At 72.8% G+C, this 13,751-nt stretch carries 9 protein-coding genes; all 9 read left to right on the top strand.

The features are described 5' to 3' along the window. Positions 1 to 3: 3 nt before the first annotated feature. The gene (locus tag C8N24_RS27085) at positions 4 to 1,851 is read left to right on the top strand and encodes an alpha/beta fold hydrolase (protein ID WP_121256034.1); all 1,848 of its coding nucleotides are present in this window, start codon (positions 4 to 6) and stop codon (positions 1,849 to 1,851) included. A 55-nt stretch (positions 1,852 to 1,906) separates the two neighbouring features. Then, positions 1,907 to 2,596, top strand: coding sequence for a CheR family methyltransferase (locus C8N24_RS34375; RefSeq protein ID WP_170179457.1), 690 nt, complete (start codon positions 1,907 to 1,909; stop codon positions 2,594 to 2,596). Next, on the top strand, positions 2,593 to 5,019 hold the full coding sequence (locus tag C8N24_RS27080) for an ATP-binding protein (RefSeq protein WP_170179456.1): 2,427 nt from the start codon (positions 2,593 to 2,595) through the stop codon (positions 5,017 to 5,019). The genes C8N24_RS34375 and C8N24_RS27080 overlap by 4 nt, the downstream gene beginning before the upstream one ends. Positions 5,020 to 5,096: 77 nt before the next feature. Continuing rightward, positions 5,097 to 6,164 (top strand): recombinase RecA, encoded by a 1,068-nt coding sequence (gene recA, locus C8N24_RS27075; protein WP_121256030.1) that lies wholly within the window; start codon positions 5,097 to 5,099, stop codon positions 6,162 to 6,164. Between the two features lie 22 nt (positions 6,165 to 6,186). Next, positions 6,187 to 7,038: a regulatory protein RecX gene (locus tag C8N24_RS27070; protein ID WP_121256028.1), complete on the top strand. Its 852-nt coding sequence runs from the start codon at positions 6,187 to 6,189 to the stop codon at positions 7,036 to 7,038. A gap of 400 nt (positions 7,039 to 7,438) precedes the next feature. Beyond that, on the top strand, positions 7,439 to 8,902 hold the full coding sequence (gene rny / locus C8N24_RS27065; protein ID WP_121256026.1) for a ribonuclease Y: 1,464 nt from the start codon (positions 7,439 to 7,441) through the stop codon (positions 8,900 to 8,902). 5 nt (positions 8,903 to 8,907) lie between these two features. Beyond that, complete coding sequence (gene miaB, locus C8N24_RS27060; protein WP_121256024.1) at positions 8,908 to 10,227, top strand: tRNA (N6-isopentenyl adenosine(37)-C2)-methylthiotransferase MiaB; 1,320 nt, start codon at positions 8,908 to 8,910, stop codon at positions 10,225 to 10,227. Between the two features lie 10 nt (positions 10,228 to 10,237). Continuing rightward, positions 10,238 to 10,774, top strand: coding sequence for a GNAT family N-acetyltransferase (locus tag C8N24_RS27055; RefSeq protein WP_121256022.1), 537 nt, complete (start codon positions 10,238 to 10,240; stop codon positions 10,772 to 10,774). Positions 10,775 to 10,821: 47 nt separating this feature from the next. After that, positions 10,822 to 13,203 carry a hypothetical protein gene (locus C8N24_RS34825; protein ID WP_211340159.1) on the top strand — a complete coding sequence of 794 codons (2,382 nt, stop codon included), beginning with the start codon at positions 10,822 to 10,824 and terminating at the stop codon, positions 13,201 to 13,203. Positions 13,204 to 13,751 lie beyond the last annotated feature (548 nt).

Genomic DNA, 13,751 nt, shown 5'->3' with positions numbered 1-13,751 from the left:
CATATGCGGAGGTTCTTCCTTGGGGCGCTGCTCGCCCTCGCGGCGCTCTTGGCCCTCCCGAGTGCGTCCCACGCCGCCCTGCAGTGGCGGTCCTGCGTCGACTTCGAGGGCGTCCGCTGCGCGACGCTCGACGTGCCCCTCGACCGGACGAACACGCTCCCGGGCACGGTCCCCCTGCGGATCGCGCGGATCGGCAAGACCTCCGGCAAGACGATGATGTACCTGTCCGGCGGGCCGGGCGGCGCGGGTGTGAGCGAGATGCTGACCGTCGTCGGCACCGCGCTCCCGTCGCTCGTCGAGGACTACCAGCTGATCGGCTACGACCAGCGCGGCACCGGGCGCTCGGGCCTGCTGCGCTGCCCGCGTCTGGAGAAGGACCCGCACCTGCGCGACACCGGCGCGGCCGAGGACTGCGCGAACCGGATCGGCCCGGCGCGGCGCTTCTACACGACGCCCGACTCCGTCCAGGACATGGAGGCGATCCGCCAGCAGCTCGGCGTCGAGAAGCTCACGCTGTTCGGCATCTCCTACGGCACCGAGCTCGCCGTCGCGTACGCACGCACCTTCCCGCAGCACGTCGAGCGGCTGATCCTCGACTCGGTCGTCGACTACGACGACCCCGACCCGTTCGGGACGGCCATGTTCCGCGCGATGAGCCCGTCGCTGCGCTCGCTGTGCCCGAGCCGCTGCCGGAACATCTCGCAGGACCCGGGCGGGGACCTCGGCAAGCTCGTCGCCCAGCTGCGCACGCAGCCGCTGCGCGCGTTCGCCTACGACTCGCTCGGTCGATCGCATCGCGTCAGCATCACGCCGACCGCGCTGTTCGACCTGATGCTCGTGTCGGACTACCTGCCGGGGCTCCGCGCCTCGATCCCCGCGGGCGTCGAGGCGGCGCTCCGCGGCGACGGCGCCCTGCTCGCGCGCCTGATCCGCGACTCGCGCCGACTCGAGGGCCTCGGCTCCCCGCGGGACTTCTCGGTCGCGCGCTACTCGACCGTGTGCGAGACGACCCCGCTGCCGTGGCCCGCGGGCACGCCGATCGCGAACCGCCCGGACTTCGTCCAGCAGCTCGTGGGGACGCTCGCGCCGACCGCCTTCGCGCCGTTCGACCCGGCCATGGTCGTCGAGGACGAGATCAACCTCTGCCTGCGCTGGCCGGACGTGCCGCGCGCGCCGGCCACCGCGCCGCCGTCGCCGTACCCGACGGCGCCGACACTGATCCTGCAGGGGGGCGAGGACCTGCGCACGGCGCCGGAGTGGTCGGCGAACGTCGCGGCCCGGATCCCCGGCGCGTACCGCATCGTCATCCCGGGCGTCGGCCACTCGACCGTGAGCGAGCCGCGCTCGTGCGCCGCGCGCGCGATCACCCGCTTCCTCGACGGCAAGACGCCGCCGAAGACCTGCAAGCGCGTCCCGACGGGCGTGCCCGGCGGTCCCGTCGCGCCGGTCGCGGTGAGCGACCTGCGGCCGGTCCCGGGTTACTCGGGCAAGGTCGGCCGCACGCTGATGGGCGTGATCGCCACCTTCGCCGACCTCGACCGCGTCTTCTCGACCGCCCTGACGACGGGCGGGGGCGGCCTCCGCGGCGGGTCCTGGCGCGTGAGCGGCAGCCGGATCAGCCTGCGCGACTACCAGGCCGTGACGGGCGTGACCGTGAGCGGCGGCGGGACGCGCACGCTCACGTTCCGCATCGCGGGCGCCCAGGCCGCCAAGGGCACGCTCCGGCTCACCCGGCGGGGATGGACCGGCACGCTCGGCGGCAAACGCGTCGTGGTGCGCGGATCCGCCGCCTCCGCGAGCGTCCTGCAACCTCGCTTGCGGCTTCCGGAGCTTCCCGCGTTGGCGCGCTGACACTCTCGAATCCGGTGTGGGCTTTGACGGTTCCGCACCGGTACGGTCCGCTTCGGTGGGTGAGCTTGAGCGCGTCAGCGGACTGCCGCTGACGAACTTCCGGGATGAGCACGTCGACGAGCAGGTGGCTCGCGCGTGCCGCCGCCTGGACGTCGACGACCCGGCCTCGCTGGCGCGGGTCCTGCGCGCGGACGCGGGCGAGCGGCGGCGCTTCCGGCGGTCGATCGCGATCTCGCACACCGCGATGTCACGCGACCCGCACCAGTTCGCGCTGCTCGAGCACGAGCTGCTGCCGCGCCTGCTCGCGGGCGGCGCGCGGGTCAGCGCCTGGTCCGCGGGCTGCTCGGACGGATCGGAGCTGTACTCGCTCGCGCTCCTGCTCGAGCGCCTCGGCGCCCTCGAGCGCGCGCTGCTGCTCGGGAGCGACCTGCTGGAGGAGAACCTCGCGCTGGCGCAAGTCGGCGCCATCGACGGCGTTACCGACTCTGTGCGGGCACGCGTGCGCTTCGAGCAGCGGGACCTCGTGACGGATGGCCCGCCACCCGGCCGCTGGCGGCTCGTGCTCTGCCGCAACGTCGCCATCTACATGGGCCCGGGGGCCCGGCAGCGGCTCTACCGCAACCTCGTGGCCGCGCTCGCGCGCCGCGGCGTGCTCCTGCTCGGCCGCAGCGAGCGCCTGGTCGACCCGGGCGCGTTCGGCTTGCGCGCGATCGCGCCTCACGCCTACGAGCGGGTGGACGGGTGACGCGCCGCACGATCTTCGGCTCGCTCGGCCTCGTCGTGCTGGTGGCGACCGTCATCGGGCTGCTGACCTGGGCGATCGCGGTCCAGCAGAAGACCGCACGGCAGGCGCGCGAATCGCAGTCCGTGATCGCGGCCGGCAACCTGACCCAGCAACGGCTGCTCGCGGTCCAGACGAACATCCGTGGCTACCTGATCTCGGGCAACGAGGACCTGCTGCAGACGTACCGCCAGGCCCGCGCCGCCCTGCCGGACGCGACCTTGGACCTCGAGGCGCTCGTGGACGACGACCGCGCGCAGCTGCGACGGGCGCAGACGATCCGCGCCGAGGCGCTCTCCTACATCAACGACTACGCCGACGCGGTCATCGCGCGCACGCGCGAGGACGGAGTCTCGGCGGGGCGCGCGTTCGCGAGCGCGGCCGACGGCACCGCGCGCGCCGACGCGGTCGAGGCGCGCATCGCCGAGCTGACCGAGGCCGAGCAGGACCAGTCGGCGCGCCAGGCGGACCGCGCCGACCAGGCGACCGACCGCGCCTTCCTCGTCTCCTTCGCGGGCCTGATCGCATGCATGCTGGGCCTGGGCCTGGTCACGTCCTACGTCGCGCGGCGGATCGTGCGGCCGGTGGGTCAGCTCGCGGCCGCCGCCGAGCGGGTGCGCCAGGGCGACCTCGACGCGACGGTCGCCACGTCGGGGCGCGGCGAGCTCGGCCGGCTGGGCGCGACCTTCAACGCCATGGCGCGCTCGCTCGAGCAGTCGCGCGACGAGCTGGAGAGTCAGAACACCGAGCTCGAGATGCAGGCGATCGAGCTCGAGGAGCGCCAGGAGGAGCTGTCGGCGTCCAGCGACGAGCTGCGGGCGCAACGCGACGAGCTGTCGGCGACCGCCGCGCAGCTCGCCGATCAGAAGCGGCGCGCGGAGGTGTACGCCGCGTTCGCCGACTCGCTCGCGTCCGAGCGGGAGACCGGCGTGCTGGCATGGATCGCGCTGTCCGGGCTCGTCGAGGCGGCCGGGGCGGACGTGGGCGTGCTGTACGCCGGTTCCTGGCGGGACTCGGAGCGGTGGGCGCGGGCGGCGGCGGTCGGGCTCGATCCGGCGTCCCTGCCCGAGCGCGTCGCGGCGGGCGGCGAGGGCGCGGTGGCGCGGGCCGTGAGCGCGCGCGACGTGCTGGCGCTGGACTCGTCCTCGTTCCGCGTGCGCGGTCTCTCCGGCGAGGTCGAGGTCCGGTGGGAGCTGCACGTGCCGCTGCAGATCGGCGAGCGCTCGATCGGGGTGGCGACGCTCGGCGGCGTGACGTCGGACGGGTTCTCGACCGCCGAGAGCGAGAGCGTGCTGCGGCTGGCGGGGCAGGCGGCGACGGCGCTGGCCGAGGCCGACTCGCTGACCCAGCAGGGCTGGCTCTCGCAGGTCAACGCGGCCGTCCTCGACGGCGTGCGCGAGGGCATCGCGCTGGTCGGCCTGGACCACGAGCTCGTGTTCGCGAACGCCGCGATGGAGGAGCTGGCCGGGCGGCTGGCGATGCCGATCGGCGCGGCGATCGGGGCCGACCGCGGGCTGTCGCCGTCCTCGGACTTCGACGCCTACTTCGAGAACTGGGAGACCGTGCTCGCCGACTCCGACGAGCCGACGGCGGACGAGCTGGCGGTCGCGGGGCTCGTGCTGGAGCGCTACACCGCGCCGATCGACGACGAGCGCGGCGCGCGGATCGGGCGCCTGGTGGTGCTGCGTGACGTGACGCGCGAGCGCGAGGTCGACCAGCTGAAGTCGACGCTGATGCAGACCGTCTCGCACGAGCTGCGCACGCCGCTGGCGTCCGTGGTCGGCTACACGGACCTGTTGCGGACGCGGCCCTTGGACGAGGGCTCGCGCGCGGAGATCCTCGGCACGGTGCACCGTGAGGCGAAGCGGCTGTCCTCGCTGATCGACGACTTCCTGGACCTGCAGACGATCGAGGAGCAGCGGCTGCAGCTGACGCTCGCGCCGTTCGACGTGGGCGAGCTGCTGGCGGAGTCGGTGGCCGTGTTCGGCGGGCAGAGCGAGGCGCACACGCTCGAGCTGTCGCCGTGCGCGTCGCCGGTCATCGCCGTGGGGGACCGCTCGCGGATCTCGCAGGTCGTCGCGAACCTGCTCTCGAACGCCATCAAGTACTCGCCGGACGGCGGCACGGTGCGGATCGACGCGTCGTGCACGGACGAGCAGGTGCGGGTGAGCGTGTCCGACGAGGGCCTCGGGATCCCGGTCGGCCAGCAGGCGCGCGTGTTCGAGAAGTTCTTCCGCGTCGCGCGCGAGGAGGCGGTGCGCGTGGGCGGGACGGGCCTCGGCCTGGCACTCGCGCACGACATCGTGATCGCGCACGGCGGGACGATGGGGTTCGAGAGCGTCGAGGGCGCCGGCTCGACCTTCTGGTTCACGTTGCCCACGGACTGACACGAAAGTGCCTCTTTTGTGTGCCAAAAGCGCACAGACGTTCGTGTCCGTCCGATGCTGCTCGTAGTTTGCTGGCCATGAGCAACCAGGACCCCTTGAAGGCACGAGACACAGCCCTGCAGGGCGCCCTGTCCCAGATCGAGCGCCAGTTCGGCAAGGGCTCGGTCATGAAGATGGGTGATCCCGGTGCTCAGGTGAAGTGCGAGGCGATTCCCACGGGCGCGCTGTCGCTCGACCTCGCCCTCGGCATCGGTGGCATCCCGCGCGGTCGCATCGTGGAGATCTTCGGCCCGGAGTCGTCCGGCAAGACCACGCTGATCTACCACATCATCGCCGAGGCCCAGAAGCTGGGCGGCGTGTGCGCGTTCATCGACGCCGAGCACGCCATGGACCCGCTGTACGCCCAGCGGATCGGCGTCAACATCGACGAGCTGCTGGTCTCGCAGCCCGACTACGGCGAGCAGGCGCTCGAGATCGCGGACATGCTCGTCCGCTCCGGCGCCGTCGACGTGGTGGCGGTCGACTCCGTCGCGGCCCTGACGCCGCGTGCCGAGCTCGAGGGCCAGATGGGCGACCAGAGCGTCGGCCTGCAGGCCCGCATGATGTCCCAGGCCATGCGCAAGCTCGCCGGCAACCTGAACCGCACGAAGACGCTCTGCCTCTTCACGAACCAGATCCGCGAGAAGGTCGGCGTCATGTTCGGCTCGCCGGAGACCCAGCCGGGTGGCCGCGCGCTGAAGTTCTACGCCTCCCAGCGGCTGGACATCCGCCGCATCGAGACGCTCAAGGACGGCACCGAGGCCGTCGGCAACCGCGTCCGCGTGAAGGTCGTCAAGAACAAGGTCGCCGCCCCGTTCCGCCAGGCGGAGTTCGACATCGAGTTCGGCCGCGGCATCTCCACCGCGGGCTGCATCCTGGACCTCGGGCTCGAGCACTCGATCGTTTCGAAGTCGGGCTCGTTCTTCTCTTACGGCAGCGAGCGCCTCGGCCAGGGCCGCAACAACGCCAAGGCCTACCTCGACAACAACCCCGAGGTCGCCAAGGAGATCGAGGGCAAGGTCTACGAGGTCCTCGGCGTCAACCAGGACCTCGTCGAGCCGATCGAGGGCGACGCCAAGAAGGCCGCGGCCCTCGTCGGCGCCTAGGCGCTCAGGAGCCGTTCCGAGCATGGGCAGCGCCGCGGGTCCTACGGGCCCCGCAACCCCGCAGGGCGACCGGTCCGCCGACACGGACCAGTCGCCCGGCGCAGCCCTTCCGGGCCTCGCCGCCGCGTCCCGCGGCGGCGAGCCCACCTCTTCCGCCGACGCCAAGCCGTCGGCCCCGGCCGCGCCCGCCAACCCCGTCGCGGCCTCTCCGGCCGAGTCCGCCGGTCCCGGTGCCGACGAGCCGGCCGGTCCCGCTGCCGACGGGCCCGACGCTCCCGCTGCCGACGCGGCCGCCGGCCCTGCCGCCGCCGCGCCCGCCGACTCCCAGCTCGCGCTCGACGGCCTCGCCGCGGAGCTCGCGCCCGAGTCGCTCGGTGCCCTGGCGGCCGAGCCGCCCGCCATCTCCGCGGAGCAGCGCCGCGAGGAGGCCTTCAACGCGGCGTGGCGGTTCATCGCCCGTCGCGAGCGCACCGAGGCCGAGGTCCGCGCTCGGCTCGAGCGCAACGACGTCGAGGCGGCGCTGGTCGAAGAGGTCCTCGACGAGCTGCGTACCGGCGGCTACGTCGACGACGCGGGCTACGCGCAGCGCTTCGCGGAGGACCGGCGCAACCTCGACGGCTGGGGCGCCGACCGGATCGAGCGCCGCCTGCGTGAGCTCGGGGTGGACCGCCGGCACATCGCCGCCGCGCTCGCGGCGGGCGACCACGACGAGCTCGCGGCGGCCACGGCGCTCCTCGCGCGCCGCTACCCGGTCCCGCCGGAGCAGCCGCGGGACCGTGAGAAGGCCCTCGGCTTCCTCGTGCGCAAGGGGTTCGACCTCGAGCTGGCGCACGACGCGCTGCGCCGCCACGCGGCGTCTGCCGTCGAAGGTTGACCTGCGCTCACCGGTCGAGCGCTGACAGCGGTCAGTCGCGCGTTGCACGCGACCACCGGCGGTACTACGATCCGCCGCAGCGACAGACCGGGTCCGCACGGACCCCTTGAAACCAGCAGCAAATCAGCCAATTTCACGTGTGATCCAGCAGCTTCAGTCTTGACGGCCACCACGCAACAACCCGGGCGAGAACGCCCACCGAGCGGGCTCCGGTGCCCGTTGCGGACCCTTCGAACACTCTCACTGACCGCCATCTGACGCGACGGCCGGATCGCGGCCGTCTTCATGCTGATCCCTCGCTTCGGGACCCCCGGGCCGACCCGATCTGCCGCCTCACGAAATCGAAGCATCGGATCTCGCCGCGCCCTGCAGGGCGGCGTACGGAGAGAGGACACTGGAAATGGAAACTGTGATCGCGGCCACCGTGCTCGCGGTCGGCTTGGTGGTCGCGGCACTCCTGCTGGTCAGACGGGCCCCTGGGCTCGCGGCCGCGGGCAGCACCGCGTCCGCCGGGCCGCGGAGCACCGCGGGGCCGGCCGAGACCGCCGCCAGCGCGGCCGAGACGGACGACGCACTCAACCGCCGGCAGGAGATCGGGCGCCTCGAAGAGCGCCTGGTCGCCCGGGAGGAGGCGCTCGAGGCCCGCGCCGCCGAGCTGGACGAGCGCGAGCGGGTCCTCGCCGAGCACACGCAGCGGGCGGAAGAGGCCCACGAGCGCCACGTCAAGGCACTCGAGCGCACGTCCGGCTACTCCGCGTCCCAGGCCAAGCAGCTCCTGCTCAAGGAGCTCGAGGACCAGATCCGCCACGACTCCGCACGCCTCGTCCGCCAAATCGAGGACGAGACCAAGCGCGACGCCGACCGCCGCGTCCGCAACATCCTCGCGGTCGTCATGCAGCGCCTCGCCGCCGGCCACGCCGCCGAGACCACGGTGTCCGTCGTCCAGCTCCCGGCCGACGACATGAAGGGCCGCATCATCGGCCGCGAGGGGCGCAACATCCGCGCGCTCGAGCACCTCACCGGCGTCGACTTCATCATCGACGACACCCCCAACGCCGTAATCCTCTCCGGCTTCGACGGCGTCCGCCGCGAGATCGCCCGCATGACGCTCGAGAAGCTCCTGCAGGACGGCCGCATCCACCCGGCGCGGATCGAGGAGACCTACTACCAGGCCAAGTCCGAGCTCGAGTCGCACATCGTCGAGTCGGGCGAGCAGGCCGCGCTCGAGTCCAACGTCCAGGGCCTCGACGCGGAGCTGATCCGCATCCTCGGCCGACTGAAGTACCGCACGAGCTACGGCCAGAACGTCCTCGCGCACTCGATCGAGTGCGCGCACCTCGCCGCGATGATGGCCGAGGAGCTGGGCGCGAGCCCCAAGACCGCCCGTCGCGCCGCGCTCCTGCACGACATCGGCAAGGCGGTCTCGCACGAGGTCGAGGGCCCGCACGCGCTCGTCGGCGGCGACCTGGCCCGCCGCCACGGCGAGTCCGAGGCGGTCGCGCACGCGATGGAAGCCCATCACAACGAGGTCGAGCCGCAGACCGTCGAGGCGGTGATCGTCCAGGCCGCCGACGCGCTTTCCGGTGCCCGCCCGGGCGCCCGCGGCGAGTCGCTGGAGCAGTACGTCAAGCGCCTGCGCGACCTCGAGCAGATCGCCACGCGCCACGACGGCGTCGACAAGGTCTACGCCATGCAGGCCGGCCGCGAGATCCGCGTGATGGTCGTGCCGGGCACGCTCGACGACGACGGCGCCGTCCTGCTCAGCCACTCGATCGCCCGCGAGATCGAGCAGGAGCTCGAGTACCCCGGCCAGATCAAGGTCACCGTCATCCGGGAATCCCGGGCCACCGACTACGCTCGTTAGCCGACATGAAGCGCTTCCACGTGACCACCTTCGGGTGCCAGATGAACGAGCACGACTCCGAGCGCATGAAGGGCATGCTCGAGTCACTCGGGTACGCCGAGGCGTCGGTGCGCGAGGAAGCGGACCTGATCCTGTTCAACACGTGCTCGATCCGCGAGAAGGCCGACGAGCGGTTCGTCAGCCACCTGTACGACGCCCGCGCGCTCAAGCGGCGTGACCCCGAGCGGGTGATCGGGGTCGGCGGCTGCTGGGCGCAGTCGGTCAAGGACCAGGTCTTCCGCGACTACCCGTTCGTGGACGTCGCCTTCGGCCCTGGCCAGGTGCACAAGCTGGCCGAGTTCCTGACCAGCGACAGCCTCACCGCCCAGGGCTTCTTCGAGTTCGAGGGCTTCACCGGCCATCTGCCCGGCAAGCGCGCGCGGGACGTCCACGCGTGGGTGCAGATCAGCGCTGGCTGCAACATGAAGTGCTCGTACTGCATCGTGCCGTCCACGCGCGGCCGCGAGGTCTCGCGGCCGTTCGAGGAGCTGGTGGACGAGGTGCGCCAGCTGGCCGCCGAGGGCGTGCGCGAGGTCACCCTGCTCGGGCAGAACGTCAACTCCTACGGCACGCGCCTGCGCCCGGAGCCGCGCAAGTTCTCCGAGCTGCTGCGGGCCGTGGACGCGATCGACGGGATCGACCGCATCCGCTACACGAGCCCGCACCCCGCGCACATGACCGAGGACGTGATCCTCGCGCACGCGGAGCTCGACAGCGTCTGCCAGCACATCCACCTGCCGCTGCAGGCCGGCTCCTCGCGCGTGCTCAAGCGCATGCGGCGGACCTACGGACGCGAGCGCTTCCTGGACCGGGTCGCGTTGATCCGCGAGCACGTGCCGGACTGCGCGATCACGACCGACATCATCGTCGGGTTCCCGGGGGAGACCGAGGCGGACTTCGTGGAGACGCTCGAGGTCGTCGAGGAGGTCGGCTTCGACGGCGCGTTCACGTTCATCTACTCGCCGCGGCGGGACACCGAGGCGGCGGAGTTCGTCGACGAGTTCGTGCCCCACGAGGAGCAGGTCGAGCGCATGGAGCGGCTGGTGGAGGCCGTCCAGCGGCGGGCCCGCGAGCGTGCGCAGCGCTTCGTCGGGCGGACCCTGGACGTGCTCGTCGAGGGCCCGTCGCGGTACGACCCGGCGCAGCTGCGCGGGCGCACCACGCACAACAAGGTCGTCAACTTCGACGGCCTCGCCGCACCGGGCGAGATCGTCGCCGTCGAGATCGCGACGGCGACGTCGCAGTCCCTGACGGGCAGCGAGTCGCTGCTCTCGCGCGTGGCGTAGCGTTCGGGCCATGGCCGAGCTGCCATGGCCGTCGCCGCCGCTCGCCGACGAGGTCGTCGCGCTGCGCCCCTGGCGTGGCGCGGACGTCCCGGTCAAGCTGGCTGCGTTCCACGACCCGGTGTTCCAGCGGTTCTCGGACTGGGCGCCGCTGGACGAGGCGTCGGTTCGCGAGCACCAGGTGCAGCTCGAGGCGGCGCGCCGCCGGGGTGAGCAGATCGACTTCGCGGTCGTCGACGCGGACGACGCCGTGCTCGGCGGGGCTTCGCTCTACGGCTTCGTCGAGGGCCGCGCGGGGGTCGGGTACTGGCTGGCACCCGCGGCTCGCGGTCGGGGCGCCGCGACGCACGCCGTCCGCCTGCTGGCGCGGTGGGCCTTCGGCGAGCTCGGCGTGGCACGCCTCGAGCTGACCTGCGGGCCGGACAACCACGCGTCCCAACGGGTCGCCGAGCGGTGCGGGTTCAGGCGCGAAGGCCTGCTCCGGTCGCACCTGCCGTTCAAGGGCGGACGCCGCGACACGGTCCTCTATAGCCTGTTGCCCACCGGCTGAGAACAGGCGTTCGCCATTCCATCCGGCCCCCGTGCGAACATGTGTTCGTGCGCTGGTCATCACAGGTCATCGAGCGAGACGACGCCGGGCAGCTCCCCGGCCTGGGGGACACGGTGGTCCGCCGGTTCGACGCGCCGGAGGCGCTGGACATGCGCTTCCACGAGGTGCGCACCAAGTCGGCGCTCAACCGCGTCCCGGCGGCCTCACGGCTGCCCTTCAACTGGACCGTCAACCCGTACCGCGGCTGCTCGCACGCGTGCGTCTACTGCCTCGCGGGAGATACCGAGATCCTGCTGGCGGACGGCCGCACACGCGCTCTGGCCGACCTCCGTCCGGGAGACCGCATCTACGGCACCCGCCGCGTCGGCCGCACCCGCCGCTTCGTGCGCACGGAGGTCCTTGCGCATTGGTCCACGCTCAAGCCCGCCTACCGCGTCTCCCTCGAGGACGGCACGGAGCTCGTGGCGAGCGGAGACCACCGCTTCCTCACCCGCCGCGGCTGGCGCTACGTCACCGCCGGCACCGAGGCCGGGCCCGCCACGGTCAGTGGCCCCGTCGCGGGCCCGGGCCTCGCGGCCGCTGACCGCACCGTGACGGTCGGCGGCCGCGTGGCGCCTTCGGCTTCGGCCAGCGGACCTCGGTTCGCCTCAGGCGCCTTCTCCGTGCCCGGCACGGGCACCGTGCCGCACGCGGACGGTGCGTTGGCCGCGGTTGCGGCGGGGGCGTCCGGCTCGGCCCCGGGGCGCGGGGCGGCCGGTGGGTCCGGCGCGGTCGCGGGACGCTGGGTGGCCGATGCGTCCGGCGCGGTCCCGAGGCGCGGGTACGGCGCGGCCGAGGCTCGCGGTCCCCGTCCGTCGGGCTCGGACAGCGGCGTCGCACTCGCCGAGGCCGCGTCCGCGGTCTCCCGCCGTCGCATCCTGGGCGGCGTGGTCGCGCGGACCCAGCGTCCCGTCCTGCAGGTGGGTGACCGGATCGGCGGCGTCGGCAAGTTCGCCGCGGCGCCGGTCGAGGACGCGGACTATCGGCGCGGCTACCTGTGCGGCGCCGTCCACGGCGACGACCATCTGTTCCGGCTCACGCCGGCGGGTCGCGAGGCCCTCGAGCGCGTGGAGCTCTACCTCGCCGAGCTCGGGCTCACCATGAGCGCGGCCGCGGTCGCCGGCTACCGCGAGATGCGGGTCGACCGACCGTCGGGCGAGTCGATGCGGCACGTGCTGGCGTGGCCGTGGGACCCGAGCCAGGAGTGGTGCAAGGGCTTCCTGGCGGGCGTGTTCGACGCCGACGGCTCGAGCGGCGAAGCCCTGCGGCTCGCGAACTCGGACCCGGCGGTGCTCCGCAGGGCGGCTGACAGCCTGCGCGTGCTCGGCTTCCACTCCGTCTCGGAGGACGCGAGCACGCTTCGCCTGCTGGGCGGGGCGGCCGAGCACCTGCGGTTCTTCCACACGGTCGCGCCGGCGATCCGGCGCAAGTGCACGATCGACGGCCGCGCCGTGAAGTTCCCGGGGTCGCTGCGGGTCACGTCGATCGAGCCGCTCGGCGTGGACATGCCGATGTTCGACATCACGACCGGCACGGGGGACTTCATCGCCAACGGCGTGGTCAGCCACAACTGCTTCGCCCGGCCGACCCACGAGTACCTCGAGCTGGACGCGGGGCGGGACTTCGAGCGCGAGATCGTCGTCAAGGTCAACGTGCCCGAGGTGCTCCGCGCCGAGCTGCGCCGGCCGTCTTGGACCGGGGAGACGGTCGCGCTCGGCACGAACACCGACCCCTACCAGTGGGTCGAGGGCCGTTACAAGCTCATGCGCGGCATCTGGGAGGCGCTGCGCGACGCGGAGAACCCGTGCTCGATCCTGACGAAGTCGCCGCTGCTGCTGCGCGACCTGGACCTGATGCAGGAGATCGCCGCGGTCTCCGACATCAGCGCCTGCCTGTCCGTCCCGACCCTGGACGAGAAGGCGTGGCGTGCCACCGAGCCGCACACGCCGCACCCCCGCGCTCGCCTGGAGGCGGTCGCGGAGCTCAACCGCAACGGCATCCCGACCGGCGTCCTCATGGCCCCGCTCATCCCGGGCATCAACGACGCGCCCGATCAGGTCGAGAAGATCGTCGAGCTGGCCACCGAGGCGGGCGCCACCTACATCGGCGGCCAGACGCTGTTCCTGTCCACCGCGGTCCGCCGCATCTTCATGGACTGGCTCCGCGACTACCGCCCAGACCTCGTCCCTCGCTACGAGCGCCTCTACGCGAAGGGCTCGCGCCTCTCACCGCCCGAGCGCCACAAGATCGAGCTGGCCGCCGGCGCACCGTGGCTCAAGCCGCGCGAGGGCATGGACCCGTTCCGCCGCCACCGCGGAGGCCTCCGCCAACCGCCGCCGCTGCTTCCGACGCTCCCGCCACGCCCGCTGAAGCAGGAGACTTTGTTCTAGCCCCAGAAACGCGAAAACCGCCTCGGCGGGCGGTCTAATCCTTGTTATCGGCAGGTCGTCCGCGGACCTTTAGCCGGTTTCGTCGAGCTGGCGCGTTGCCGCTCGCTACCGGCGCGGCGCGGCGCGGCGCGGTGTCGGCGGCGCCACTACTTCCGAGCGCGTGCACCGGCTCGCCGGCGCACAGCCGTCGCTGCCGTGGCGGTCAACGCGCGACGGGCTGGTTCGTCGTGCCGCGCTCGGGGAGCACACCGTCGGGCGTCGCGTCAAGCAACTCGCGCTTCGCGGCGAGCCGCTTGACCCGCCGCGGCCGGCGTGCTCTGGGCTGGTCAGGCCGGCTGGGGCCGGCGAGCCCCCGCGCGGGGCCAACCCGCGCCCGCGGGCTCAGCCGCACCGAGCGTGCACTTTCGCACCGCACAGGTGGAAAAGTGAACACTCGCGCGGCGTCCGGCACGCGAACGTCGCGAAACCGACTGCATAGGTACAAAACTTGACGTTCGCGCGGCGAACTCGAGCCCGGGACGCGCGCGGCCCGCGCCCGGCCGCAATCC

Source organism: Solirubrobacter pauli (genome assembly GCF_003633755.1).
In the GTDB taxonomy this organism is placed as follows: domain Bacteria; phylum Actinomycetota; class Thermoleophilia; order Solirubrobacterales; family Solirubrobacteraceae; genus Solirubrobacter; species Solirubrobacter pauli.
This window is presented reverse-complemented; position numbering and strand designations above follow the sequence as displayed.

Bases quoted from the DNA above. Each gene is read 5' to 3' on its own strand.
- C8N24_RS27085 (WP_121256034.1), top strand. From the start codon at position 4: ATGCGGAGGTTCTTCCTTGGGGCGCTGCTCGCCCTCGCGGCGCTCTTG.
- recA (WP_121256030.1), top strand. From the start codon at position 5,097: ATGAGCAACCAGGACCCCTTGAAGGCACGAGACACAGCCCTGCAGGGC.
- C8N24_RS27070 (WP_121256028.1), top strand. From the start codon at position 6,187: ATGGGCAGCGCCGCGGGTCCTACGGGCCCCGCAACCCCGCAGGGCGAC.
- rny (WP_121256026.1), top strand. From the start codon at position 7,439: ATGGAAACTGTGATCGCGGCCACCGTGCTCGCGGTCGGCTTGGTGGTC.
- miaB (WP_121256024.1), top strand. From the start codon at position 8,908: ATGAAGCGCTTCCACGTGACCACCTTCGGGTGCCAGATGAACGAGCAC.
- C8N24_RS27055 (WP_121256022.1), top strand. From the start codon at position 10,238: ATGGCCGAGCTGCCATGGCCGTCGCCGCCGCTCGCCGACGAGGTCGTC.